Annotated in this window: 28 protein-coding genes and 1 pseudogene; 21 read left to right on the plus strand and 8 right to left on the minus strand. The window is 34.2% G+C overall.

What is annotated here, in order from left to right:
- Positions 1 to 45: 45 nt before the first annotated feature.
- Entirely contained in the window at positions 46 to 456 is a 411-nt protein-coding gene (locus tag BHX94_RS06480) for a DUF2188 domain-containing protein (RefSeq protein WP_111745394.1), read from the minus strand.
- A 118-nt stretch (positions 457 to 574) separates the two neighbouring features.
- On the opposite strand from BHX94_RS06480, the gene BHX94_RS06485 reads away from it, so the two are divergent.
- The 10 genes from BHX94_RS06485 to BHX94_RS06530 all read left to right on the plus strand — a co-directional run bounded on the left by BHX94_RS06485 (position 575) and on the right by BHX94_RS06530 (position 9,647).
- Positions 575 to 898 (plus strand): antibiotic biosynthesis monooxygenase family protein, encoded by a 324-nt coding sequence (locus tag BHX94_RS06485; protein WP_111745395.1) that lies wholly within the window; start codon positions 575 to 577, stop codon positions 896 to 898.
- A 128-nt stretch (positions 899 to 1,026) separates the two neighbouring features.
- Positions 1,027 to 1,218, plus strand: a complete 192-nt coding sequence (locus BHX94_RS06490; RefSeq protein ID WP_146606907.1) for an arginase family protein — start codon at positions 1,027 to 1,029, stop codon at positions 1,216 to 1,218.
- 27 nt (positions 1,219 to 1,245) lie between these two features.
- Entirely contained in the window at positions 1,246 to 2,436 is a 1,191-nt protein-coding gene (gene gltS, locus BHX94_RS06495; protein ID WP_111745397.1) for a sodium/glutamate symporter, read from the plus strand.
- Between the two features lie 190 nt (positions 2,437 to 2,626).
- Positions 2,627 to 3,385 (plus strand): DeoR/GlpR family DNA-binding transcription regulator, encoded by a 759-nt coding sequence (locus tag BHX94_RS06500; RefSeq protein ID WP_111745398.1) that lies wholly within the window; start codon positions 2,627 to 2,629, stop codon positions 3,383 to 3,385.
- Positions 3,386 to 3,504: 119 nt separating this feature from the next.
- Positions 3,505 to 4,395, plus strand: a complete 891-nt coding sequence (locus BHX94_RS06505) for a carbohydrate ABC transporter permease (RefSeq protein ID WP_111745399.1) — start codon at positions 3,505 to 3,507, stop codon at positions 4,393 to 4,395.
- Complete coding sequence (locus tag BHX94_RS06510; protein ID WP_096077257.1) at positions 4,392 to 5,216, plus strand: carbohydrate ABC transporter permease; 825 nt, start codon at positions 4,392 to 4,394, stop codon at positions 5,214 to 5,216. Before BHX94_RS06505 ends, BHX94_RS06510 begins: the two co-directional genes overlap by 4 nt.
- 29 nt (positions 5,217 to 5,245) lie before the next feature.
- Positions 5,246 to 6,568, plus strand: coding sequence for an ABC transporter substrate-binding protein (locus tag BHX94_RS06515; RefSeq protein WP_111745400.1), 1,323 nt, complete (start codon positions 5,246 to 5,248; stop codon positions 6,566 to 6,568).
- A gap of 16 nt (positions 6,569 to 6,584) precedes the next feature.
- The gene (locus BHX94_RS06520) at positions 6,585 to 7,907 is read left to right on the plus strand and encodes a CehA/McbA family metallohydrolase (RefSeq protein ID WP_111745401.1); all 1,323 of its coding nucleotides are present in this window, start codon (positions 6,585 to 6,587) and stop codon (positions 7,905 to 7,907) included.
- Entirely contained in the window at positions 7,897 to 8,613 is a 717-nt protein-coding gene (locus BHX94_RS06525; protein ID WP_096077254.1) for an HAD family hydrolase, read from the plus strand. Before BHX94_RS06520 ends, BHX94_RS06525 begins: the two co-directional genes overlap by 11 nt.
- Positions 8,613 to 9,647: an ABC transporter ATP-binding protein gene (locus tag BHX94_RS06530; protein WP_111745402.1), complete on the plus strand. Its 1,035-nt coding sequence runs from the start codon at positions 8,613 to 8,615 to the stop codon at positions 9,645 to 9,647. The genes BHX94_RS06525 and BHX94_RS06530 overlap by 1 nt, the downstream gene beginning before the upstream one ends.
- Before the next feature lie 416 nt (positions 9,648 to 10,063).
- Here BHX94_RS06530 and BHX94_RS06535 read toward each other — a convergent pair whose 3' ends face one another.
- A complete protein-coding gene (locus BHX94_RS06535) occupies positions 10,064 to 10,516 on the minus strand; it encodes a hypothetical protein (RefSeq protein WP_111745403.1) in 453 nt (150 codons plus the stop codon).
- Between the two features lie 96 nt (positions 10,517 to 10,612).
- Between BHX94_RS06535 and BHX94_RS06540 the strand changes: the two are divergent.
- Positions 10,613 to 10,741: pseudogene (locus BHX94_RS06540) on the plus strand (ribokinase); the annotation flags it as partial.
- 156 nt (positions 10,742 to 10,897) lie between these two features.
- Here BHX94_RS06540 and BHX94_RS06545 read toward each other — a convergent pair.
- Complete coding sequence (locus BHX94_RS06545) at positions 10,898 to 11,326, minus strand: hypothetical protein (protein ID WP_111745404.1); 429 nt, start codon at positions 11,324 to 11,326, stop codon at positions 10,898 to 10,900.
- 141 nt (positions 11,327 to 11,467) lie between these two features.
- On the opposite strand from BHX94_RS06545, the gene BHX94_RS06550 reads away from it, so the two are divergent.
- Positions 11,468 to 12,364: a carbohydrate kinase family protein gene (locus BHX94_RS06550; protein ID WP_199798143.1), complete on the plus strand. Its 897-nt coding sequence runs from the start codon at positions 11,468 to 11,470 to the stop codon at positions 12,362 to 12,364.
- Between the two features lie 112 nt (positions 12,365 to 12,476).
- Complete coding sequence (locus BHX94_RS06555) at positions 12,477 to 13,247, plus strand: LysM peptidoglycan-binding domain-containing protein (protein WP_111745405.1); 771 nt, start codon at positions 12,477 to 12,479, stop codon at positions 13,245 to 13,247.
- A 19-nt stretch (positions 13,248 to 13,266) separates the two neighbouring features.
- Here the strand turns inward: BHX94_RS06555 and BHX94_RS06560 are convergent, their stop codons facing one another.
- Positions 13,267 to 15,336, minus strand: coding sequence for a RecQ family ATP-dependent DNA helicase (locus tag BHX94_RS06560; RefSeq protein ID WP_111745406.1), 2,070 nt, complete (start codon positions 15,334 to 15,336; stop codon positions 13,267 to 13,269).
- 205 nt (positions 15,337 to 15,541) lie between these two features.
- Between BHX94_RS06560 and BHX94_RS06565 the strand changes: the two genes are divergently transcribed.
- From BHX94_RS06565 to BHX94_RS06585, 5 genes are all read left to right on the plus strand, one after another.
- Positions 15,542 to 16,330 (plus strand): hypothetical protein, encoded by a 789-nt coding sequence (locus BHX94_RS06565; RefSeq protein WP_111745407.1) that lies wholly within the window; start codon positions 15,542 to 15,544, stop codon positions 16,328 to 16,330.
- A 77-nt stretch (positions 16,331 to 16,407) separates the two neighbouring features.
- Positions 16,408 to 16,557: a hypothetical protein gene (locus BHX94_RS12825; RefSeq protein WP_157742209.1), complete on the plus strand. Its 150-nt coding sequence runs from the start codon at positions 16,408 to 16,410 to the stop codon at positions 16,555 to 16,557.
- 713 nt (positions 16,558 to 17,270) lie between these two features.
- On the plus strand, positions 17,271 to 18,065 hold the full coding sequence (locus BHX94_RS06575; protein WP_111745409.1) for a GNAT family N-acetyltransferase: 795 nt from the start codon (positions 17,271 to 17,273) through the stop codon (positions 18,063 to 18,065).
- Positions 18,066 to 18,355: 290 nt separating this feature from the next.
- Positions 18,356 to 18,865 (plus strand): DUF805 domain-containing protein, encoded by a 510-nt coding sequence (locus tag BHX94_RS06580; protein ID WP_111745410.1) that lies wholly within the window; start codon positions 18,356 to 18,358, stop codon positions 18,863 to 18,865.
- A gap of 38 nt (positions 18,866 to 18,903) precedes the next feature.
- Positions 18,904 to 19,386 (plus strand): DUF805 domain-containing protein, encoded by a 483-nt coding sequence (locus BHX94_RS06585; RefSeq protein ID WP_111745411.1) that lies wholly within the window; start codon positions 18,904 to 18,906, stop codon positions 19,384 to 19,386.
- Between the two features lie 97 nt (positions 19,387 to 19,483).
- Here the strand turns inward: BHX94_RS06585 and BHX94_RS12830 are convergent, their stop codons facing one another.
- On the minus strand, positions 19,484 to 19,648 hold the full coding sequence (locus tag BHX94_RS12830; protein ID WP_170120783.1) for a hypothetical protein: 165 nt from the start codon (positions 19,646 to 19,648) through the stop codon (positions 19,484 to 19,486).
- Positions 19,649 to 19,698: 50 nt separating this feature from the next.
- Positions 19,699 to 20,403: a GntR family transcriptional regulator gene (locus tag BHX94_RS06590; protein WP_111745412.1), complete on the minus strand. Its 705-nt coding sequence runs from the start codon at positions 20,401 to 20,403 to the stop codon at positions 19,699 to 19,701.
- A gap of 124 nt (positions 20,404 to 20,527) precedes the next feature.
- Here BHX94_RS06590 and BHX94_RS06595 point away from each other — a divergent pair, with 124 nt between their 5' ends.
- Both BHX94_RS06595 and BHX94_RS06600 read left to right on the plus strand, forming a co-directional pair.
- On the plus strand, positions 20,528 to 21,967 hold the full coding sequence (locus BHX94_RS06595) for a 6-phospho-beta-glucosidase (protein WP_111745413.1): 1,440 nt from the start codon (positions 20,528 to 20,530) through the stop codon (positions 21,965 to 21,967).
- A 62-nt stretch (positions 21,968 to 22,029) separates the two neighbouring features.
- A complete protein-coding gene (locus BHX94_RS06600) occupies positions 22,030 to 22,845 on the plus strand; it encodes a Cof-type HAD-IIB family hydrolase (protein ID WP_111745414.1) in 816 nt (271 codons plus the stop codon).
- 198 nt (positions 22,846 to 23,043) lie between these two features.
- On the opposite strand, the gene BHX94_RS12685 is transcribed toward BHX94_RS06600, so the two are convergent.
- Positions 23,044 to 23,253, minus strand: coding sequence for a hypothetical protein (locus tag BHX94_RS12685; RefSeq protein ID WP_146606908.1), 210 nt, complete (start codon positions 23,251 to 23,253; stop codon positions 23,044 to 23,046).
- Positions 23,254 to 23,541: 288 nt separating this feature from the next.
- Here BHX94_RS12685 and BHX94_RS06610 point away from each other — a divergent pair, with 288 nt between their 5' ends.
- Entirely contained in the window at positions 23,542 to 24,012 is a 471-nt protein-coding gene (locus BHX94_RS06610; RefSeq protein WP_111745416.1) for a DUF805 domain-containing protein, read from the plus strand.
- A gap of 81 nt (positions 24,013 to 24,093) precedes the next feature.
- Here the strand turns inward: BHX94_RS06610 and BHX94_RS06615 are convergent, their stop codons facing one another.
- Entirely contained in the window at positions 24,094 to 24,519 is a 426-nt protein-coding gene (locus tag BHX94_RS06615) for a 6-pyruvoyl trahydropterin synthase family protein (RefSeq protein ID WP_111745417.1), read from the minus strand.
- Positions 24,520 to 24,672: the final 153 nt, after the last annotated feature.

The following is a 24,672-nucleotide window of genomic DNA, read 5'->3' on the forward strand; positions in this document are numbered from 1 at the left end:
AAATCCCTTGAGTTTTCAAGGGATTTTTACTATATATTATAAAAGTTATTCACCCTTCTTATGCTCAATTACTGTACTACCTTTATTCGCAGCAATTTCTTTTGCACGGACAACTGCTTCTTTTTTCGTATCGAACGTTTGAGATGCACGTTTAGAACCTTTTGTTTTCACTTTCCATGACTCGTCTTCGAAATACACTTCAACGTCATTATCCATTAAATCAACATTCACTGAATCGTTTTTCTTATGCTGTGTAATCTTTTTATTCTTTAATTCATCCAGTTCATCTTTTGTCGCATCTTTATACCAGTCTTGAGCTTGTTTCGTAGCGATAGGGATCAAATCTTCCTCTTTGTAACCTTGTTTCAACATTGCGTTACCGATATCAATGGCTTTCTTACGCTCGAGTTCATCAAAGTTCTTCCAGCTGTTAGGATAATCTTTCATTGTCCACATATCGAAACCTCCTCAAAAATTATATTCATTTTATATATAACCTGTAATAAATTTCTTAAGCATTTGATATTAAAAAAATTATTTTCCTAACAAATATAGATATATTAATTATGATAATGTGATTACAGTAAATATTTATTACTCAGGAAATAAAGGCAATGCACGAAAGTTTGCAGAGGAAATGAATCGTACAGGGATAGTAGACAGAATTAAAGCACAACCAGGGAATACCCGTTATGAATATTTTATACCCGTTGATGATCCTGAAACAATATTGTTAATCGATAGCTGGGAGAACCAAGAAGCAATTGATAAACATCATGCTTCTGAAATGATATCAGAAATAACAGAGCTGCGAGAGAAATATGATTTACGCATGAAAGTTGAGCGCTATGTTTCGGATGAATTAGGAGAACATGATGCGAAGTTTATAAGAGAGTAGCTGGGATTCTTTTTTATCTTCTTCTTTTACACAACTTTTTATTTCGTCTATGTACTTTTAATTTAGAAACTATGATATCATTTTATAGAGATTATTTAAAGGGTAACTGAAATTTGACTGTTAAAATTATGACTTTATGGAATGGCAGATTAGATAGTGCTTATGCGCCTGGTGTCAGTGCACCTGCTGTATTTGGTATGACACCATTTCAGCTCGAATGTATCGTTCAAGCGGTGCTTCATACGACTAATATAAATTCAGTCAGTATTGGTGAAATGAATCCACAATATGATGTAGATAATCGCACAAATTATGCATAGAATTATTTATTAATAAGGGGGATAAATATGACGATAACATTAAATGAAATTACGACAGTTTTATTAGCTTTTTCAGTTTATTTTATTGGTGAATTTTTAATTAAAAAATTGGATTTATTATATCGATTTGCAATACCAGCTCCGGTGATAGGCGGTTTATTATTCGCTTTAATTGCCTGGCTTTTATCAAGCTTTAATATTTTAACGTTCAAAATGAATACAGAGTTTCAATCGTTGTTTATGTTAGCCTTCTTTACGACAATTGGATTAGGCGCAAGCTTTGCATTAATTAAATTAGGTGGAAAGATATTAATAATTTACTGGCTTGCTTGTGGTTTCTTAGCATTGTTACAAAATGTAATCGGTGTGGGCATGGCAAGTATGTTCGGTATGAATCCTTTAATGGGTGTTGTAATGGGAGCGGCATCTATGGAAGGTGGCCATGGTGGTGTAACAGCCTATGGTACGACGATTGAAGAAATGGGTGTTAATGGTGCGTTGTCTATAGGTTTAGCGTCAGCGACATTAGGATTAATTTCCGGTGGTCTTGTAGGTGGTCCGGTTGTTCAAAACTTAATTAGAAAGTACAATTTGAAACCAACCGACTCAGTAGTAACAAGTAAAAGTTCAGTAGACATTCCGGAAGAAAGTATAGATGCAAATCAATTTATAAGAACATCAGCGGTTATTGTGTTCTGTATGGCGATTGGTTCATTATTAGGCGATTGGTTTACAAATGCTACTGGATTCGCATTGCCAGGGTATGTTGGTGCGATGTTCTTAGCGGTCATCGTCCGTAATGTTATAGAAGGTGTTAAGCCTGAGGTGATCAATTTGAAAGTAAACGGAATTATTGGTGATATCACGTTAGCTGTCTTCTTATCAATGGCATTAATGAGTATTAACTTTGCTGAAATTACTGGTAATGTGGTTCCGATTATTGCAACATTAATTGTACAAGTAATTGCGATTGTATTATTCGGTCGATTTATATTATTTAAATTATTAGGAAAATCTTATGACAGTGCAGTGATGGTAGCTGGTTTCTTAGGTCACGGTTTAGGTGCAACACCTAACGCCATGGCAAACATGGACTCTGTTACAAAATTATTTGGCCCTTCACAAAGAGCGTTTCTCATTGTACCTGTTGTAGGAGCATTCTTAATAGACGTATTTTCAGTACCAATCATTATTATGACGATAAATTTATTCAGTTAATACAAATATGTAAAAGCTCAGAATTTTTTCTGGGCTTTTTTTGATGGCAATAATTTATTTGCTAAATAGTGATTTTATATTAGTGGGTGATTATTTCTCATCGCATATAGTTAATATTGTTGCATATTATTACGATATGTGGGAATGTATAAGTATTAATGTGTGAATGCACAAAGGGAGTGTGTGTATTGTGACTGTTGATGAGAGATATAATGAAATTTTAAATTTATTGTTAAAGCATAAGAAACTTCGCTCTAAAGAAACTGCGCATTTATTGAATGTGTCTTTCGAAACGATACGCCGTGATTTTGAAGCATTAGAATTGCAAGGGAAGTTAAAGCGAGTACATGGTGGTGCTGAATATATTGAACCGAAGTCGGATGTGGAGAAGAATTTCATAGAGCGTGAGAATTTATATGCAGAAGAGAAGAAAGAGATTGCCAGAAAGGCAACGCAGTTTGTAAAAGAGGGAATGTCCATTGCATTAGATGTGAGTACGACAAATACAGCGATTGCGAGACGTCTTACCAGGAAGTTTAACCGCTTAACCATTATTACCAACAGTCTTCCCATCATAGAGATTGTTGCTAAAATAACAACTTTCACAGTTATTGTGCCAGGTGGCGTGTTATATAATCAGGAACGTTGTATTATTGGGGATGTTGCGATTGAGCATATTAGCAAATATAATATTGATTTATTCTTTATGAGTTTAAGTGGTATTGATATGCACAAAGGTTTTACAGATTACGGTATGGAAGAGGTAAAGATCAAGAAGGCATTTCATTCTCATGCGCAAACTGTTGTGGCTGTTGCCGATCATAGTAAGTTTGATAATGTGTCCCTAATTCATCTGGGGGATGATTGTTTATGTGGTGTAATAATTACTGATGAGCAATTGGATGAAAATATAAAAGAGAAATATACGAGTAAATATAAAATTATATAGATAGATTGATTAAACACACAAATTTATTTGTGTGTTTTTTATGTATTTACACATAATTTACATACTATTAACACTGAATACATAATTACCTTGTATATTAGCAATGAAAGGAGATCAACATGAACAAGAATAAGAAGTTATTAAAAAGCAATTGGCTGACTTTATTATGTTTTATTCTGCCTTGTTTAATTCCATTAACAGCATTCTGGATTTTTCCGATGTTCTATAGCTTTTATATCAGCTTTACAGATTGGGATTTTATGAGTGAAGAATACAATATGGTTGCATTAGGTAATTATCAAAGTATTTTAACTGATGAGCAGTTTTACAAAGTACTATGGAATACATTTTACTTTGTAGTTGGAACAACAATTCCTACTTTAGTAATGGGGTTATGTTTCGCGTTGCTCGTTGTGAAGAAGATTCATCTTGGTGGCATTTACAGAACATTACTATTCTCGCCCTGGATTACTCCGATGGTTGCTGTGTCAATCGTCTGGTCATGGATCTTTGAACCGAAAGTAGGTGTTCTCAATCAAGTATTAGGGATGTTTCATTTAGGGCAACCAGGTTGGTTGCAATCTTCACAGTGGGCGATGGTAGCAGTCATTATCGTTACGGTGTGGAAAGGTATTGGGTGGGCGATGATTTTTTATTTAGATGCATTAAAGAAAGTGCCTAAAGAACTTTATCAGGCAGCTTCAATTGATGGTACACCACCATTTAGGCAACTGATGAAGATTACATTACCAATGATCTCACCTACGACATTTTTCTTAGTAATTATTCTGGCAATTGATGCTTTGCAAGCTTATGACCAGTTCCAGATATTAACGCAAGGTGGCCCTGCTGGTTCAACGCGAACGATATTGTACATGTATTATCAGATGGCCTTTGAAGAATACAATATGGGCCGTGCGACAGCACTTGCTACGATATTAATTATTATTACAGCGATACTTTCATCAATACAGTTCTATGTTTCTAAGAAGTGGGTGCATTATCAATGAGGAAATTAAATTTAACGATTAGACATATAATATTAGCACTTGCAAGTTTTCTGATGTTCTTTCCGTTCCTATGGATGATTCTCAGTGCGTTAAAGACAAAAGACGAAATTTTCCAGGTGCCATTCAAGTTATTTCCGGCATCCCCGCAATGGGAGACATTCAATAGTGCATTCCATTCAGCACCTTTTGCAACTTATATTTGGAATAGTACGTATACATCCATTGCTATCGTATTAATTCAAACTGTAACATCAGCATTATTTGCGTATGCACTTACACAAATGCAGTGGAAAGGTAAGCATACATTGTTCTCAATCGTTATGGGAACGTATATGTTGCCGGCAGCTGCAACTTACGTACCGAGCTATGTCATTTTAAGTAAATTAAATTTAATTGATAGTCATATCGGATTAATTATTTCGAGTGCAGCGAGTGTGTATGGCGTATTTTTATTCAGACAGGCATTTAAACAGATTTCTAAAGAAGTGATTCAAGCGGCACTCATTGATGGTGCGAGTCACTTCAAGATTTTATTTAGAATTATGTTTCCATTAACGAAACCTACTTTTGTTACGTTTATGTTGATCAGTTTTGTACAGAATTACAACAGTTATTTATGGCCTTCGTTAATCTTGCAATCACAAGAGAAAATGTTGATTACCAATGGTTTGAGACAGTTCTTTATTGAAGGTGGGGCATATGGCGTGAAGTGGCCGGAAGTTATGGCAGCTTCAACGTTTACAATCTTACCTTTACTCATCTTGTTCTTTGCGATTCAAAAGGTATTTGTAAGTGGTATTTCAGACAATGGTATTAAATAAATTATCATAATTTAAGGGAGAATGAAAAAATGAAAAAATTTATTTATGCAGGTTTATCTTCTATTGTATTAGCAACAACATTAGCAGGTTGCGGTGGTACTTCAAATGGTGGATCTAATGGTAAGATTGTAGAGTTAAAAAAAGGTGAAAAGGTAGAAATCGAGTTCTGGTATGGTCTAGGTGGTAAATTAGGAGATCAAATGAAGAAGAAAATCGATGCCTTTAATAAATCACAAGATAAAGTAGTAGTAAAAGGAGTTCAGCAAGCAGATTATGATGAAACGTATAAGAAATTACAAGCTGCTGTAGCAAGTGGTAAGACACCAGCTTTAATCTTAACAACAACGGATACCGGTAAGATTATGGCGAAGAAAAAGATTTTAACAGAGTTAACACCATATATTGATGTAAAAGATGATTATGAAACGAAAGATATTATTGAGACATTCTTAAAAGATGGACAGTTTGAAGATAAGCAATTCACGTTACCAGCATACGGTACAACACAATTAATGTACTACCGTAAAGATGCTTTAAAGGAAGCAGGATTAACTGAAGATATCTTTAAAGACTGGACGAAATTTGAAGAAGCAGCAAAGCAATTAACTAAGAAGTCTGGGAATAAAGTTGAGCGTTACGGCTGGTCACCGATGTGGGGTGCTGATAACTTAATGGATATGGCATACTCTAACGGAGGTAAAGTAATTGACGAATCAGGTAAGAAAGTAATGATTAACTCTAAAGAGTGGGTTGAAGCATGGTCAATTATTGATCGTGGTATTAATAAAGATAAGACGATGAAAATCAACTCAGGTGGCCAAGGCTGGGAATATTGGTATAAAACGATTGATGAAGTAATGCAAGAGAAATCTGCAGGTTACATCGGTTCGTCAGGTGACCAGGGAGATCTTGACTTTAAGCAATTAGGTGCAGCTGAACAGCCAGGATTTAATGGTAAAGAAGGAACACCTTCAGCATCAAGTCAGCAGTTAGCGATTCCGTCTAAAGCTGAAGCGAAACAAAAGGCAGCGGCATTTGAATTCATTAAGTTCTTTGAGAAAGCTGAAAATACTGCTGACTGGTCAATGAACACTGGTTATATTGCAGTAAGAACTTCAGCGAAAGATGATGCGAAGTTTAAAGCATTTGCTAAAAAAAATCCTCAAATCTTAAAGCCGATTGAACAAGCAGAGCATGCAGTACCAACGTTTATCGATCCAACTGGCGGTAAGATACAAGATGCTATCAAAAAAGCAGCTGACAAAATGGAAATTGAAGGTAAACCAGCGAAAGAAGTGTTAGATGAAGCACAAAAAGAAGCACAAGCTGCATTAGACAATACTGTGAAATAGGTTAGGAGTTTATCTAATGAATAAAGTTACAGGTAAAATTTCAATAAGAGGATTTCAATATCCTCTTATTACTTTAAATATACAATGTGAGTTTTGGACTTATGTCCGTCTTTACCAAGGTGATGCTTTAATATATCAGTATATCGGTAGAGATTCTGAGTTAGTGGTTGATTTGGTAGATGTATCGTATGGTCAATCGCAATTATTTGATGATAGTGATCTTACTTATGTAGTAATGGATGTACAGAAGTTTACAACACCGATTGTCAATGTTGAAGTAACTGATGGTAAGCCTGCTTATATAGAAGAGCATCATCATTTTATTCAGAATATGGCAGATAGAAGTAAAACAGATAAACGTTATTATAAAGGTGATTTACATGCCCATACGAATCTTTCTGATGGCAGCTTAACACCAAGCGAACTTGTTGCACATGCAAAGGAAGTAGGGTTAGATTTCTTCTTTATTACGGACCATAACTTCTACCATACTATATGGCCAAAAAGTGATATGTTAATACTCCCAGGTGTTGAGTTTACGGGTAATACAGGACACTGGAATGCATTAAATCTTCAAGATGCAATCGATATGTATTCTGAAGACTATAATATCGAATCTATTGAAGGTACGCATAAATTGATGGATAGAATGTGTGATAATGATACGTTAGTAAGCGTTAACCACCCTTTCTTAACAATTTGGTCATGGTTGCATGACGAACTGGATTTAACGAAAGTTGATAGTCTTGAATTATGGAATGATCCAAGTTACAAAGACAATCCTAAAGCAACGGAAGAAGCTTTAAAGTTCTGGCATGCTTCACTTGTAACAGGTCATCGCATTACAGCAGTTGGTGGTAGTGACTTCCATCATTTAATTGATGTGAAAGATAACAATAGAACGAACGCCTTAAATGATCCGACAACACATGTTTATTGTGAAGGACTAAATAAAGATAACTTACTTGAAAGCATAAGAAGTGGTCATGTATTTGTAACGAGATTTATTAATGTTGAAGCATTTAATGTTACTGTCAATGATAAAGCAGTGATGTTTGGCGACACAATGAGTACAGGCGGTAACGCTAAAGTGGCATTTGAAGTTAAAGGTGAACCTGTAACAGCAGATGTAACGCTATATACGAAAGATAAGCGATACGTTAGTAGTTTAGAAAATAATGTTGCTACATTTAATGTTGAAGTTGAGGCAAATGATTTCTTAAGATTTGAACTAAGGAATGAAGAGCTAATCGCATTTACAAATCCAATTTATCAAGGTGCAATCGAACGTACTACAACAACATATAAAGAAGTCAAGGCATTGATGTATGAAATATAAATTAGTCATATTTGATAAAGATGGAACCTTGCTGAGGTTTGAATCAGTGTGGGTGAAAATTGGTCATAATATTGTAGATAGCTTTATAAATACGTTCGATGTACAAATTGACAAACAAGATATATTACAAGCATTAGGCTTAGGTGCAGATTACATCGAACCTTCTGGAATACTATCGAGTGGTACGACTAACGATATTATTAAAGTGTTCAATAAATATGTACAAGATGACAATGTTGAAATGTGGACTCGAAAAAATATGGATGCACTCGCCAATCAATATGAACATCAGCTTGAAATGATAAAAGGGACTGATGTAGTTCTAAAAAGGCTAAAAGATAGCGGCTATTTGCTTGCTGTAATAACGGCGGATGATTATATTAGTACGGATAATTTCTTAAGAAAGTTTGATATACGTGATTACTTTAATGAGATTATCACGAGTGACAGAGTCCCTGTTCAAAAACCTAATCATTTAATACTGGATTCACTTATAGAAAAATATCAAATAAAGACGAGTGAAATGATTATGGTTGGTGATACACCTATCGATATGCAGTTAGGTAAGAATGGCAATATAGGACTTACTATAGGTGTATTAAGTGGGACGAGTAAGCATGAACATTTACACGAGGCCGATATTATATTAAATGATGTGACAGAATTAATTAAAGACGACCAATTGATTTGGGAAGAGGGATTTTAATGCTGAAAGTAGAAAATATAAATAAAAGATATCACAAAGAGCAATGGGTTTTAAAAGATATTAACTTTGAAGTAGCTGCTGGCGATTTCTTTGTACTTGTAGGACCTAGTGGTTGTGGGAAAAGTACTCTGCTTAAGATGATTGCAGGATTAGAAGATATTACTGAAGGTAAGTTATTTATAAATGATACGTTAGCAAATCATTTACACCCGAAAGATAGAAATTTATCTATGGTCTTTCAAAACTACGCACTTTATCCTCATATGACGGTAGAGAAAAATATATTATTTACCCTGGAAAATAGAAAAGTGCCTAAAAATGAACGTCAACAAAAGATGATGGAAGCGGCAAAGCTTGTAGGACTAGAAAGTTATTTAAAGAAGAAGCCAGGTGAGCTCTCAGGAGGACAACGTCAACGTGTAGCACTTGCACGTGCAATTGTAAGTGAATCAAAGATATGTCTGATGGATGAGCCATTATCTAACTTAGATGCAAAGCTGCGAGGTCAAATGCGTGCAGAATTACGTCAGTTACAACAACGACTAGATATGACGATGATTTATGTTACACATGATCAAGTGGAAGCGATGACGATGAGCGATCGCATCATGGTCTTAAATGACGGTCACATTCAACAAATTGGCACACCGCTGGAAATATATAATAACCCTGCGAATAAGTTTGTAGCAAACTTTATGGGAAGTCCAGCAATGAATATTGTAAAGGGACACTTAATAGACAATGCGATTAAATTTGGCAATTTTAGTCTGCCAGCTACGCATTATCATCAGACAATTGATGTTGGGTTTAGGCCAGAAGATATTTATCTTTATAAAAATGGTACTGCTGTTAGTGTTACTGCTTGCGAAATATTAGGGGACACGACGATTGTGAACTTTGATATTAGCGGTGAACAATGTATTGCTAAATTTAATGAACAGCTTCCATTGAACATAGGAGATGTCATTAATATTAGTATTAAGCGGGATAAAGTTAAATATTTCGATTCAGAACATGGAAATGTTATCGAATAGCTACCGAACAAAGTTAATTTGTTCGGTTTTTTAATTAAACAATACGTGACGTATTGATAAGGCCACTGAAAATCTCACGATTTTTTAATCTTCAATAAAAAATTATGAAAAAATCCCAATATATATTTAAAAATTTCAAATTTATTTTCTTCTTTTCTATAGCCATGGGTAACAGAAGGATTAAGCTTTGAAACTAAATCAATTTTCTAAGCTCATTATCTTTTGGCACCACAATATCATGTAGTTTACTATATTCACTTAATATCATCTCATCTTATTTTCTCAACAAAGGAATTACCCATCAATTTACGTAAAAAAGAAGGTATGAAATTAATCATACCTTCCTAGAACAGCCATTTAATTTTTAAGCGAAGATTGAGACTTTTTCAGTGGCCTCATTTAAATTGTGCTGTTTTTTATCTTCTTATAATCTCAATGTTCTTTACTTGTAATGGATCAATCCTGACAATCTGTTTTAGGAATGGATGTCTCGCTTCAATATTAATTTCTTTGCTATTCCAATTTGATTCAATACTTTTACCTTTAATGACAGTACCATCTATTAAAGTTATGATACATTTTATATGGTTGTACGTAGTGATGTATTCATGATGATAACTGATATAACCGTGATCGACGGAGATATTATCATAGACTTGTTCGAAATCTTTTTTCATTGCTGCAATTCTAGGGATTTGTTTTATCTCATCTGGATTGAATAAATAACCAAACTCATTGTAGAGTATTTGGTCATATGCATCCATGAGTTCTCGAATAATCTCGCCTGAATCATAATCTATTTCTAAGAGATCTACTTTATATTTTCTTAGTGTTGCTTTGTCTTCTTCCTTTAATATCACCGTATCCATTCAATCACCTCATTTTTGATAGTATAGCAAATAAATTGTATATGGAACGTGTCATTTTTAAAGTATTTCGTTATGATAATTTTAAGAGGTGAGTATATGATATATGTTATCGGAAGTATGTCTGTAGATTTAGTTGTGCAGGCAAACAGGTTACCAAAGAGAGGTGAAACGATCTTAGGAGAATCCTTCTTTATGACTGAAGGAGGAAAAGGTGCGAATCAGGCAGCTGGTCTTTCTGTTGGAGGATTAGGAGCACAAGGTGGCATGCCGTTTAGATATGATATTAAGGATAAATAAAAAAACACCGGTGAAAGTAATCGATTAACTTTCACTGGTGTTTTAAAGTTTACCGTAAAAAGACTTAATTTATGATACATCATTCTATATGATCTTTCCTTCTTTCATTTCACGACGAAACTCATAATAGCGTAGCCATTTGAACAGGACATACAATATAAAGATAATGATTGTCGTGTAATGCATTCCGCTACCTGGAATATTTGGTGGTGAGAAATGCACTACAATATATCCAAGAGATAATATGATTGCCAGGACTGCACTATATGTGAGGCAGTCTTTTAAATACCACTGAGCAACGAGCCAGTCTTTAGCATTATTGGTTTCTAGATATCTTTTAATTTGTGTAATCGTATCTGCATAGCAAATTAATAACATCATCGTAAATGCATAGACTGCAAATAAAGTATATTTCGGATAATATATAAAGAGTAATACAAAAGCTACGATGATAAGAGCAATCATACTCATAATATAAAATTTTTTATTGTGTTTAATATACCACGATATCATGTTACCACCCCTTTTGTTCAATATACTTATTATAAACCACAAATTAGGAAAGTTGAATAAAATGGTATATATTTTCCGGGAAATTTTATGATTAATTGATGGAACTGTTATAAAATGAATTTAATGAAGGTAGGTGTGCTTATGAAGTGTTTAATTATTGGATCAACTGTTGCTGATATTATGATTTATATGGATAAATTACCGACGAGTCAAGGTGATGAACATATTAAAAAGCAGATGATGGCAGTAGGTGGGTGTGCGTTTAACGTTGTTAATGTATTGCATCGGATGGGAGTAGATTATACTTTTATATCGCCAGTAGGAACAGGTATGTATGGTGATTTTGTGAAGAAAGAATTAAATCGTTTAGATATACAAAGTGAAATACATCTGAGTGGTGCGAATGGATGTTGTTATTGTTTCGTTGAAGAAAATGGTGACAGAACATTCTTGTCCCATCATGGCGTGGAGTATTCATTTAATCCGGAATGGGTAACGGATTTAGAGATAACTTCATTTGATTATATTTATGTGTGTGGATTAGAGATTGAAGAAATAGATGGTGATAAGATTATAGATGTATTAAAGCATGTAACTGGTCAAATTATCTTCTGTCCTGGACCACGAGGTAAATTAATTAAACAGAGGAAGATGGAAGCACTCTACGCGTTGTCACCGATTATCCATTTAAATGATCAGGAAATAAAAGAGTTGACTGGGTTAGAAAATTTAGAAGAAGCGGTACAAAAAATGTATGACTGGACGCATAACACAGTTATTGTGACGACTGGTGCAGACGGTGCAATTTACTATGATGGTCAAATGCACAGTGTAACAGGATATAAAGCTACAGTGGTTGATACAATTGGCGCTGGAGATAGTCATACTGGCGGTGTAATAGCAGCATTAAGTACCGGGAAAACGTTACATGAAGCAGTTGATTTTGCGAACCTGGTATCGAGTAAAGTGGTTGGTGTGAATGGCGTGCATTTAGAAGAAGGAATATACGAAGAGCTTCGACAATCTTTGAGAAGATAAAATCAAAAATGTATTGTTATTTTCTGTAAAACAGAGTATCGTTTAGTTATATTGAATTACAATATGAATTTTATTCGTATAACTAATAACTTATTTCTTAAAGGAGATTTTTATGAAAAAATTAATTTGTGCAATAGCTGTGAGTGCATTACTTTTAACTCCAATGAACGTTGCGGATGCAAAGCGTTACAAGACGATAAGAGTGCATACAGTGCAGTCGAATGATACTGTCACTTCAATTGCTAAGAAATATAATATTACGCCTACAAACGTTAAGAAGTGGAATGCATTAGTTCTTGATGCAACGTATCCTGGAGATCACTTGGTTACATCTAATCCGAATAAGACCAAACCTATTTATAAACGCAGTGTGCCAAGCAAAGATGTAATGGTTCAATGGTTCTACGATCGTATGGGTAAGACACGTTATCAATCTTATGCAGGACGATGGGGTAAAGATACTTGGGATTGTTCGAGTGCTGTTTACGCAGCAATGATTGAAGCGGGTTACTTACCAAAGCAGACAGTACTTGGTGATACCACAACGATGTTTGCTCAGGAGAATCGTTTGTTTATACCGATAAAGAAAAAAGATGTGCGTTACGGAGATATATTCGTATTAGGTAGTAAAGTGAATAGTCGCGGTGCATTGGGTCATACGGGTGTAATTCTGAATAAGAATCAGATCATCCACATGGGCTATAAAACTGCATATGACAATGGCATCATGATTACAGGTTATCAAGGATTTGCTGAAAAACCTGGTGTTCCAACGTATTATTATCGTATTAATGAAGATTTTGTTAAAAAGATAAAAGCTAAAGACGTATTTGAAAATAGTTTAGGTAAACCTGTATTTAAATATAAATTGCCCTCAAGATAATCATCTTGAAGGCAGTTTTTTATTCTCCGGCCCCCGTATTCACAAGTGCGAATGGATACACAGCTTTTGCATGAACTAAAAGTTTTGATGCAACGACTGTCATCGTCCAGCGTGTATTAACGGTATCGTCAATGAGTAGTATGTGTTTGTCTTTTAATAAATCTTCGTTTTGAATAGCAATGGTTTCCTCTACATTTCGTTCCTGCACAATTGAGTTATGCATCTCGCTTTGTTTGTTACCCGGCTTTATTTTTACGACTGCATCGATATATTCGATATGGTTAGACTCAGCTACAGCTTGTGCAAGTTTGTTAGTGAGCTTAGGTCGTCTAAGACTTGGAACTGCTACGATAGCATCAATCTGATGTTCTAGTATCATGTCTTTAAGGAATTGACTAATCTGTGTTGTCGTCTGTTCTGAGAACTGATTGATATCACGTTCATACATAAATTTACGACCAACTGGTGAGTATGCATCGGTTGTATACGTCCATCCTGTATTAAATTGTAATGATTCATCAATCTTTTTATTATTCGACCAGCGTTTACGTGGTGAGATTTCTCCGTGCAGTTTATTTTTATACTGGCTTGCGATAGATATCATTGGATGATTTTTATCTATGGTTATGAATTCACGATTTCTGCAATGTGCACAAATACCACACTTTTCCTGTTTGTCTGGTGCATCAAGTTCATCGGCGATATACTTCATATAACAACCGTCGTAATTGATAAATCGCTTTAAATGCTCGAGTTCCTGTAAACGTGTTACGTTTAACTGCTGCTGTAATTGTGCATTCTCTTCAGCATTAAAGTGTTTATCTGGATTAATGACGTATTTTCGCTTATCCATTAATATATATTCATGGACGAATAAGTATTTAAGTACCGACCCAAGCTTTGTGACATTCATATTGAAGTGAGGCAGAATATCGTTTCTGGACATACCTTCAGGATGCTGGCTAATGAGTGTTAATATTTCAGATAGTAATTTTGGGTCTTTATTCGCACCTTCTATAAATGCGTTGATGATAGCTTCATCTTCATCACCATGAAGTAGAATTGCAAGTGCAGGTTTACCATTACGTCCTGCACGTCCAATCTGTTGATAATATGAGATTAAGTTTTGTGGCAGCTGGAAATGAATAACGAATCCGATATTTGATTTATCGTACCCCATACCAAGCTTCACTGTCGCAACAATCACTCTGAAGTCACCGTTATGAAATGCTTCAAGTGTAGTCTCTGTAGTATCTTCTCCGAATGCATTCTGCATGCCTGAATAATAAGGAGCGGCCGAGATACCTTGTTCAATTAAGAACTGTGTAACAGATTCACACTCTTTCTTTGTAAGACAATAGATAATACCTTGTTCTTTGTTCAGAAAAGGATGTTCTGTGAGTGAAGCTGCTAAGAAAGCAAGTCGTTCCGCTTTCGATTGCGCTGGATTCACTTGAATCGAAATATTTGAACGGATTAAATCACCACGGAATACCTGGAGATTTCCGAGTTGCGATTTAATATCTTCAATGACACGATCGTTTGCTGTTGCAGTTGTACCAAGAATTGCGATTGAGTCTGGTAAATCTTTAACGAGGTTCACAATACGCTGATAATCAGGTCTGAAGTCATGCCCCCAGTCTGAAATAGAGTGTGCTTCGTCTACTACAATAAGCTCGATATCATTCACTTGTGATAATGCTTCAATAAATCTTGCATCAGATAATTTCTCGGGAGAAACGATAATGGCATCAACCGCACTGAGACGAGCATAAATATCATCCCATTCATCTTTGTTGTTACTATTGATCGTAACGACATCTAAACCGAGTTTAGCAGCAGCATCAATTTGGTTATGCATTAAAGCAAGTAAAGGACTGATGATAACAGCTGGACCACTACCATTTTCTCGTAATAACTTGGTAGCAATGAAGTATACAATTGATTTCCCCCAGCCCGTCTTTTGAATCACCAGCGTCTTCTGTTTATTTACTACTGCTAATATTGCTTCCAGCTGACCTTCTCGAAAGTTAGCTTCAGCTCCGTATGTTTCATGTAACATCTCTATCGCGCGCTGTTTGAAATCCATTTAGGTGACCTCCGTAGTTAATGATATTTATATTATAACATTTGTGATATTTGATTTTGTTTGTGCAGCCATTGTAGAGATTGAGTATACAGAATTTATGGAAATTAATATTTTAATTTTTATTAATAATAATATAATTTTAAATCGTCTAATTAATATTTATAAGATATAATTACACTAAATAATATATGAATCGAGGACGAAGATGAGAAAATTAGTATCTATTATAGGCGTTACGATAATCATGCTTGCAGGTTGTGGAGAGGAAGAAGTCAAAGAAAAAGGTGCAACAAAGATAGAAAGCAATACAACTTCAAATAGTGATACGTCGAATCAAAAAACATCGAATAGTCAAACGAAAGAAAAATCTGAACAAAAAGAAATCGTTGAACAAACTACTGAAAATAAAGAAACAGTTGAAACGACAACTGAAGGAAAGGCATTAGAACAAAGTAACAACTACTCAAAAAGAGAGTTTACTCAGGAAGAACAACAAGCAATGACCGATGAATTTTACGCATGGGGAGCAGAACGAGCTGAAATTGGTGGGATGGCATTATCTAAAGAATGGTTTAACCATGGTGCAGCAGGTCGTGGTGATTGGTATGCAGAAACTCCTGATGGTGATGTACAAGTTCAAGATAATGGTAATCCAGGTAAAAGCGCATTTATTACTAGTGCTGTCGGTGGCGTAGTTTTTTATTATCGTCAAGATGGACTGACTGGTGCTAAAGAATTAGATGACTATTTTTTACCTGTTGGCTTTAGTCAGGAAGCAAGGGAGGATAAAGATATTCATAAATACTTACTTGCCGACAATGGGAAAGTTTATGAACTGATCTTACCATATGAACATGCATGTTTCTCATGTGGTTTCGGTGAATATGATGATAATGGTAATCGAGGAAATTTCACTCCTGATGCGCGTTTCGAAGTTTCAGGCGATAGTGCTGCACAAGCTAAATGGCAGGAGATTTTAAGGAAATATCAATAGTAGATTTATTAAATATATTAAGCATAAATTAACAGTTAAAGGGTATAGTTAACTATCAAAAAATGGAGGCGATGAAGATGTCAAACGTTGATAAAGATACAACAAGTAACAGACGTGAAGTCATGCCGGAATCAGTTATTGATGGTGAAATGAACGAGAAGGTTAAAGATCAACTTGAATTACAGCCTGGTGAGAAGAAAGTAAGTAAAGAAGATCAAGATAAATAATGTTTAGACGTCCTGACAAGGGCGTTTTCTTTTTATAGTCAATATCATATTTATCTATTTAATGTATAATGACGGAAGTAAAAGAGAGATGAATGTTGAAATGAAACGCGCATTATTCAGTTTAAGTGCGATATTTTTATTATCGATAGCAGCGTTTTTTGTAGTTCATAATAAGCAGAAAGAAATCGATTGTTACGAAGGTTAACCATATTTGCTTTATGAATCACTATTTTGTTTGCGGGATCTATCATTTTAGTTTTATACTCAGCAATTAATTGTCTTACAGATGTAAAGTAATAAAGAATCATAAACGAAAGTAATATGAGATCTTTATATATTCCGATATTAATCATCCATATCATTAAGACGAAATAGAATAATGAGAACATGAGGATTTTAAAAGAAACCTTTTTAGTCATAACGCACCTCTTTTACTTTTTATGTATATTATATCTTGAAATGGTTATAAAAGGAAGCGTGATAGTTTTCAACTTATTGCATTTGTTGTAAATTTAGTACTCACTATATGGTGCAACGTGTGGTGTGCTCAAGATTCTGAACCTGGAACAAACAAATGGGGACCAAATCCGAAAGAAACAGGGCAAGATAGATACTACAATCCTTATCAGCAAAATAATCCGTATCGCAGATGATACGGGTCTTTTTTATTACATTTTAGTATGATAAATATAAAATGATAAGGGGAGAATAACATGGGAGATCAAAATATAAACAAAGAAGTAATTCAACCTAGTTTTGCAAATACGCATAATGACTCTGACGTATTTGAAGAAAGCGAAAGATATGTTCATTACCACACACCGAGCCAGCTCGTTAAATATTATGCTAATTACTTTCAATATAAAGTGATGCCGGATGTTGATATATTTATGACAGACTATGAAACGCAAAAGATATTTCATGAACAACGTGGACAAAAACACGCGCTGTTTATATTTCCGGAGAATGAAGTGCTGAATGATGCGTTGCAGGAGAAAGCAAAGGCTTTAGGATTTACTGTTGAAAAGATGGAACTTTATTTGTTGAAAGAGATGCCTAAAACAAAAGATACAGAGATTGAAGTTGTTCAAGTATTAAACGATGATGATGTCTTCCTGGATTTTCTTCAAGTTTGTCGTGAGGGGGAATTAGAGTATGGTGAGGATTTTGCTAATCTTAAAGAGAGAACGCATCGACGTGATTTATTAAATCCACAAATCCTGCAGTTTGTTGGTTATCAGCACGGATTTCCAGCTGGTAAAGTTGAAGCGATAGAAAGCACGCAGTATGTGGAACTAGATGACTTCTATGTGCTGGATGCGATGCGTAAGCAGGGCGTTGGAACAGCATTACAACAAGCAATATGGCATTATGCAGAACAAGTTGGTAAACAAGTCATCTTAATTGCTGACGGTAACGATTCACCGAGAGAAATGTATCAAAGACAAGGGTACGAGTTAGTGAGTGGACGTTATGAATTGTTAAGAGTGCCGTCAGCGGATAAGTGAACAGTGTTATTGCGTGATTCATGGCCGATAAATTGAATTTATCGGCCATGAATATTACGTGTAAATATAATTATTTTTAGCTAAGAAAATCATAAGAAGGAGTGATGGCAGAATCTTCTTTAATGGAAAGACATTTAAAGAATGACTGACATCTGGTAAATAATAAAGAACATAGCATTGATACTTAATGATTAAAAAGGCACTACAATCTTGGGGGAGTTTTTTTAAGGTAATTTTAAGGTTCACTGCTTCTTTTCAATGCTAGAATAATATAAAAGGAGTGGTTATTTATGGAAAGAGAAATGTCGATGAAAGATGCTGTCATCAGTTTCTGGGTGAACGGATTTAAATTTAACGGACGTTCACGTCGAAGAGAGTATTGGTTATCTGGTTTAGGGCACTTATTAATATTTTTATTAGTGGGTGCGATATTTTTAGTTTTAGATATTATTACGCAGGAAAAATTCAATCTTGATGATATTTATAATTTTATTATAGGCGATCTATTTTACTGGATAGCATTCATTCCGGGTATGGCACTAGGCTGTCGCAGATTACAAGATATTAATGTTAATGGTATTTACTGCATCATTTTTTCAGTATTATCAATACCATTTACCATCCTAGGTTATTACTATTCAGTCGATGAATTATTCTCATTCAATGGACCTATGGTTATATTTATTCTCGTTCTGAACGTGCTTATTTTCATTTTTGCAATTGTATTATTTATTATGGCTTGTATCGAAGGTACACGTGGTCCAAATAAATATGGTGAAGATCCAAAATACATAGACTAATAAGGTCTGGTGAAAAATTGAAATAGAGGAGTGGTAACATGGAGACATATATCAAATTCTGGGAAAATACTTTTAATTTCAAAGGTCGTTCAAACAAAACTGAATTTAATATGGGATTCTGGCCACACATTTTATGTATTATCTTAGTGTTTACGATTGGACCTATGCTTGGATTACCGAAATTAGGATTTAATTTGAAGAAGCCTTTGTTTGAAATGTTATTCGATTTAAACTGGCAGTTATATCATCTTTTGATTGTAGTTGTATTTTTAATTCCGCTCATCTCATTAATGATGCGTAGATGTAATGATTTAAAGATTGAGGGTATTCATGCGATGGTAATTGGATTTTTTCCAGTATGTTATACATTCTATATTTTATTATTTGCGATTATGGGGCAAGGTTTGCCTGGTGATGTGATATGGGTAGAAATAATATTTTATGTTATTTTACTGCTGCCGATTATTTATATAGTCTATATGTTATATGTTTTTTCATTTAAGCAAGGTAGTAAACATTAATGTTATATTTATTGTAAATATGTTGTAAATTATCCTTGAAATTAAGGAGAGTATAGAAGGAGTTAGTATTTAGTAAGAATACGTATAACCATAAAGGTTATACGTGTTTATTTTGCTTCAGTAAGGCGATGATTTCTTCGTTCTGTGCAATAATCTTCTCTGAATTTAGCTTCGTTCTGTAACCATCCATCAGGATAAGGAAAATAATAATCATTGGAATAAGTCCTGCGAGTGCTATCCCGAATGAGCCAATGAAATCCATATGAACACCGCTTTCTACATTTTTATTTAATTATAACATAAAATGTATATTTAGTAGTTTGTAGCCTGTACAAAGAATTTCGAATGTTTATAGTGATACGTAATCTTTGAGAAATCAAATGGCTCACCTGTTGCTAGATAGACAACTTGTTCTAAAAACAGAGCAGGATTACCTTGTTTCAGTTCAAGTTTCTTAGCATCAACGTCATTGAGTTCATCAATATGCATATAAATATCAGCAAAACTAATATTAAACTTTAAAGCATCTGTTAAGTAATTAAAGATGGATCCTTCAGCAATCTCATTGTTCAAATATGGTACAAGTTTAACCGGGAAGTAAGACACTTCAATACATAAAATATCGTTATCAATTCTTCGCAGGCGTTCTACGTAATAAACTTCTTCATTCCCTTCCAGATGAAGATTCATCTTCACTTCGTCATCTGCTTTCATTCTTTTTAATTTCAGAACTTCAGATGTAATATTGAATTCCTTTAAATCTGCAGTAAATCCTCTATTCGTCAGCAAACTGACATATCCTTCACGACGTTGACGTCTCACAAATATCCCGCTTCCACGCTGCTGAAATATTGCACCACGTTTCTCAAGTGTATCGAGCGCTTTCGTGATGGTGCTTTTAGAAACATTATGTTCTTTCATCAACTGATCTAAACTTGGTAATTTTGTACCTTGTTCTAATTTATTGTCATGTATATATTGTTCGATTGAGTTTGCAATAATTTCGTATTTATTCATAATAAATGCCTCGCTTCTTTATTCTATCTTAATTATATCGTTTTTTTAATTGTATGACACTTGCTAAATTGTACCGGTATAATTATAATGTATATATATAATATGAACTAACCTGGAGGCTGTTATGACTAAATTAAATAAAGATTTTTTATGGGGTGGCGCACTTGCTGCACATCAATTTGAAGGTGGCTGGAACAAAGGGGGCAAAGGTCAATCGGTTGTTGACGTATTAACAGCAGGCGCACATGGTGTACCACGTAGAATCACCGATAAAATTGAAGATAATGAATTTTATCCGAATCATGAGGCGATTGATTTCTATTCAAATTATAAACAAGATATTGCGATGTTTGCTGAAATGGGACTTAAAGTATTACGCACTTCAATTGGATGGACGCGTATTTTTCCTAAAGGCGATGAGTTAGAACCGAATGAAGAAGGGCTTCAATTCTATGATGACGTGTTTGATGAATTATTAAAGTATAATATTAAACCTGTCATTACATTAAGTCATTTTGAAATACCTTTACACCTAGCTAAAGAATATGGTGGTTTCAGAAGTCGTGAAGTAGTAGACTTCTTTGCGCGATTTGCGGAAGTTGTGTTTAATCGATACAAAGATAAAGTTGAGTACTGGATGACATTTAACGAAATCAATAACCAGATGGACGTTAATAACCCACTTTTCTTATGGACGAATGCTGGTATTCAAGTACAACCAGGTGAAGATGCTCGTGCAGTAATGTATCAATCAGCACATCACCAATTATTAGCAAGTGCAAAAGCAGTGATTATAGGAAAGAAAATCAACCCTGATTTTAAAATTGGAGCGATGGTATCGCATGTTCCGGTCTATCCATATTCATGTGATCCAAAGGATATTATGGCAGCTGAAATTGCTAACCGTGAAAGATTCTTCTTCCCAGATGTGCATGTAAGAGGTAAGTATCCTGCATATGCATTAAAAGAACTAGAACGATTAGGTGTTTCGCTACCGATTGAACCTGGTGATGAAGAAATCTTAGCACAAGGTACAGTAGACTATTTAGCATTCAGTTATTATATGTCTACAACGGTTAAGCATGATGTTCACAATGATAATACTGGTGATATTGTTAATGGGGGATTATCGAATGGTGTAGAAAACCCACATATTAAGTCATCTGACTGGGGTTGGGCAATTGATCCTGATGGATTACGATATGTATTAAATACACTTTATAACAGATATCAAATACCGCTATTTATTGTAGAAAATGGATTTGGAGCGATTGATACGGTTGAAGCAGATGGATCAATTAATGATGATACACGTATTGAATACTTCCGTTCACATATTGAAGCAGTTAAGGATGCTGTAATAGAAGATGGTGTAGACTTACTTGGATACACACCTTGGGGTATTATTGACGTTGTATCATTTACGACAGGTGAAATGAAAAAACGTTACGGAATGATCTATGTTGATCGTGACAACGAAGGTAACGGCACAATGAAACGTAGTAAGAAGAAATCATTCGACTGGTACAAAAACGTTATCGCAACAAATGGTGAAGAACTATAATTAAAACAATAAGGATTTTGACAATTGTCAAAGTCCTTATTTTCAAATAGGAGTGTGTATTTTTGGCTAATGATATTAAATTAATTGCTTTAGATTGTGATGGAACATTAATAGCTGATGATAGAACGATTACAGAAAGAACGAAAAAAGTGGTGATGAAAGCTCAAGATCAAGGTATAAAAGTAGCACTTGTATCAGGACGCCCGAGAACAGGGTTTAAATTTGAGATAGAACAATTAGCGCTTGATAAACATCATGGCATAATAGGTGCTTACAATGGCGGTATGGTTATAGATATTGAAACGAATGAAGTGAAATATAAACAGTCATTAACGAATCAGGACGCGAAAGATTTTCTGAAGGCAATAGCGCATTTAAACATTATCCACATCGTTGATAACGGTACAGATTTATATGCAAATGACGCAGATAATCAATATGTAATTCATGAATACCGCGAACATGGACTGAATTTTAATCTCACACATGATTTACATGAAACACTTGATTTTGATCCGATGAAGATTTTACTTACAGCAGATTCTTCCCGTATTGATGAAATTGATGAAGAAATATTGGAAATCTGTGGTGATACATTTGGTGCAATCCGTTCAACACCATTTTATTTAGAGATTACTGCTAAAGGTGTAAATAAATCGAGTGCACTCGACCATATTTGCGAAGGATTAAATATTGATAAAGACAATGTCATTGCATTTGGCGATCAATTAAATGATATGGAAATGGTTCAAGATGCAGGCATCGGTGTTGCCATGGGAAATGCTCATCCGGATCTAAAACAGGTTGCTGATATTGTAACGGATGATAATAATAACGATGGTATCGCAAAAGTACTGGAAGAGATACTTGATTTATAGTTTTTGTGATGAAGGGCGTGCGAGAGTACGCCTTTTTTTATTTGATTATTTTTCAGTCTTTTCTGATAATTACTTTTACTTTATTTTAACTAGATGTATAATATTGTTAATAAGGTTGGAAGAGGTGGGTTATATGGGAGAAGCATATAATAGGTTTTGGAATCTTACTTTTGAATATGATGAACGAGACACACGATTTCAATTTTGGTCGTCTATATTAATCCAGTTCATTTTATTAATCGCTTTTACAGGAATATTTGTATTTTTATATACGAATCGGTTCCTTTTATCATTTGTATGGTTACTTTTATATTTAGCTGGATTTACTATGATCGTATGGCCAGTAACAAGTGCTGTAATACGAAGAGTGAATGATGTTGGTACTAATTCGTTTTTGTTTAAGCGCATGAAATTTTTGTATTCTATTTTGGTATTAGTTGGAGCGATAATTTATTTATTAAGAATATTTTTTAACATTCAGCTATTAGGAATGGGTCATTTCAATACATATGCGATGGTTGTATTTTTAAGTTATTTCATATTTTTATTATGGTATTGCACATTACCTTCAAACTTTTACAAATCTAATCATGAATTGAATAACTCATAATATTTTCAGTCTCTTCTGATAATTATATTTACTTTTTTTAAAGAAGTTGTATAATATTGTTAATACAACAAAAAGAGGTGGGTTAAATGTTAGACACATACAAAAGGTTCTGGTCGCTCACATTCAATAATGAAGAAAGGGATAACAGATTTCAGTTCTGGGTATCGTTTTTATTGAATATAGCTTTATTATTTTTGCTGACTTTTTCAATCCGCTGGATAGAGAAAATTGAATATAATATTTTGTTCTTACCAGTAATAATCATATTATTTTTAGTACTCAGTATGCCGATGTTATCTGCAGTCACTCGAAGAATAAATGATGTTGGAAAAGATAATCAATATTATAAATATGCTATGGGAATATGGAAAATTTTTATCGGTATCATGTGTATTATTATTTTGGCAAAGTATATGTTTGAAATTAAATTCAACCTTTTAGAGTCTGAACTTTTTATTAATACTTATTTCGCTATAGTTATAATTGCTTTTGTATGCTACGCCCTTCTTCCAACGAATTATTTTAATAAGAATAACATTAAAAATCGCATAGTTTAGTTTGATGGATAATCATAATAAAATATATTATTGAAAAATCAAAAGTACTGCTGACGCCAGGTGTGGTCAGCAGTACTTTTTTTATTGCATCATATCTTTATTTAATGAGACACTGTGATGCGCTGTTTCGTATAACGTTAAAGTTTGAACTGTAGATGTTTGATCGAGTATATTCTCAAACTGTTCCCATATAAAATAAGCAATATTCTCTACAGTTGTATTCATTTCTGGGAGCGATTCATTGAGGATTGGTGCATTAAGTTGTGGTGCAATTTTTTCATTATAGTCACGTTCTATCTGATAGAAGTCTATAGCGAGGCCATATGTATCAACTGGACTTTTGATGCTGAGATCAAATTTGTAGTTATGATTAAATAGATCTTTGTGTTTGCCTTTTGGAAAGAAGATACGGTTGGTTGTTGTAAATGTGAAGGATAGGTTCAGTAAGATATCTTTTTGATAATAAGAAGTTTGCTGTGGTTGTTGAATATGTTCTAATGGATTCATTTTACGCTCCTTTCAGAGTTTAATACATTGTTATTTTAATCTATTTTCATCGTAAGTTATTACTTTTATTTATTCAAATATATTTTGTAGTAGATGTAGGTTTTATAATATTTCATTATTTTATAAACTAAAATTTCAGAAAAAATGATTAAT

Source organism: Macrococcoides bohemicum, assembly GCF_003259675.1.
In the GTDB taxonomy this organism is placed as follows: Bacteria; Bacillota; Bacilli; order Staphylococcales; family Staphylococcaceae; genus Macrococcoides; species Macrococcoides bohemicum.

What these genes read in the sequence shown, in the direction of transcription:
- BHX94_RS06585 (WP_111745411.1), top strand. Translation starts at nt 18,904, where the DNA reads ATGGAGACATATATCAAATTCTGGGAAAATACTTTTAATTTCAAAGGT.
- BHX94_RS06580 (WP_111745410.1), top strand. Translation starts at nt 18,356, where the DNA reads ATGGAAAGAGAAATGTCGATGAAAGATGCTGTCATCAGTTTCTGGGTG.
- BHX94_RS06530 (WP_111745402.1), top strand. Translation starts at nt 8,613, where the DNA reads ATGCTGAAAGTAGAAAATATAAATAAAAGATATCACAAAGAGCAATGG.
- BHX94_RS06610 (WP_111745416.1), top strand. Translation starts at nt 23,542, where the DNA reads ATGTTAGACACATACAAAAGGTTCTGGTCGCTCACATTCAATAATGAA.
- BHX94_RS06520 (WP_111745401.1), top strand. Translation starts at nt 6,585, where the DNA reads ATGAATAAAGTTACAGGTAAAATTTCAATAAGAGGATTTCAATATCCT.
- BHX94_RS06550 (WP_199798143.1), top strand. Translation starts at nt 11,468, where the DNA reads ATGAAGTGTTTAATTATTGGATCAACTGTTGCTGATATTATGATTTAT.
- BHX94_RS06480 (WP_111745394.1), bottom strand. Translation starts at nt 456, where the DNA reads ATGTGGACAATGAAAGATTATCCTAACAGCTGGAAGAACTTTGATGAA.
- BHX94_RS12685 (WP_146606908.1), bottom strand. Translation starts at nt 23,253, where the DNA reads ATGCGCTTAAACAAAAACGAATTAGTACCAACATCATTCACTCTTCGT.
- BHX94_RS06515 (WP_111745400.1), top strand. Translation starts at nt 5,246, where the DNA reads ATGAAAAAATTTATTTATGCAGGTTTATCTTCTATTGTATTAGCAACA.
- BHX94_RS06575 (WP_111745409.1), top strand. Translation starts at nt 17,271, where the DNA reads ATGGGAGATCAAAATATAAACAAAGAAGTAATTCAACCTAGTTTTGCA.
- BHX94_RS06615 (WP_111745417.1), bottom strand. Translation starts at nt 24,519, where the DNA reads ATGAATCCATTAGAACATATTCAACAACCACAGCAAACTTCTTATTAT.
- BHX94_RS06560 (WP_111745406.1), bottom strand. Translation starts at nt 15,336, where the DNA reads ATGGATTTCAAACAGCGCGCGATAGAGATGTTACATGAAACATACGGA.
- BHX94_RS06590 (WP_111745412.1), bottom strand. Translation starts at nt 20,403, where the DNA reads ATGAATAAATACGAAATTATTGCAAACTCAATCGAACAATATATACAT.
- BHX94_RS06565 (WP_111745407.1), top strand. Translation starts at nt 15,542, where the DNA reads ATGAGAAAATTAGTATCTATTATAGGCGTTACGATAATCATGCTTGCA.
- gltS (WP_111745397.1), top strand. Translation starts at nt 1,246, where the DNA reads ATGACGATAACATTAAATGAAATTACGACAGTTTTATTAGCTTTTTCA.
- BHX94_RS06490 (WP_146606907.1), top strand. Translation starts at nt 1,027, where the DNA reads ATGACTTTATGGAATGGCAGATTAGATAGTGCTTATGCGCCTGGTGTC.
- BHX94_RS06595 (WP_111745413.1), top strand. Translation starts at nt 20,528, where the DNA reads ATGACTAAATTAAATAAAGATTTTTTATGGGGTGGCGCACTTGCTGCA.
- BHX94_RS06525 (WP_096077254.1), top strand. Translation starts at nt 7,897, where the DNA reads ATGAAATATAAATTAGTCATATTTGATAAAGATGGAACCTTGCTGAGG.
- BHX94_RS06505 (WP_111745399.1), top strand. Translation starts at nt 3,505, where the DNA reads ATGAACAAGAATAAGAAGTTATTAAAAAGCAATTGGCTGACTTTATTA.
- BHX94_RS06510 (WP_096077257.1), top strand. Translation starts at nt 4,392, where the DNA reads ATGAGGAAATTAAATTTAACGATTAGACATATAATATTAGCACTTGCA.
- BHX94_RS12830 (WP_170120783.1), bottom strand. Translation starts at nt 19,648, where the DNA reads ATGGATTTCATTGGCTCATTCGGGATAGCACTCGCAGGACTTATTCCA.
- BHX94_RS06555 (WP_111745405.1), top strand. Translation starts at nt 12,477, where the DNA reads ATGAAAAAATTAATTTGTGCAATAGCTGTGAGTGCATTACTTTTAACT.
- BHX94_RS12825 (WP_157742209.1), top strand. Translation starts at nt 16,408, where the DNA reads ATGTCAAACGTTGATAAAGATACAACAAGTAACAGACGTGAAGTCATG.
- BHX94_RS06535 (WP_111745403.1), bottom strand. Translation starts at nt 10,516, where the DNA reads ATGGATACGGTGATATTAAAGGAAGAAGACAAAGCAACACTAAGAAAA.
- BHX94_RS06545 (WP_111745404.1), bottom strand. Translation starts at nt 11,326, where the DNA reads ATGATATCGTGGTATATTAAACACAATAAAAAATTTTATATTATGAGT.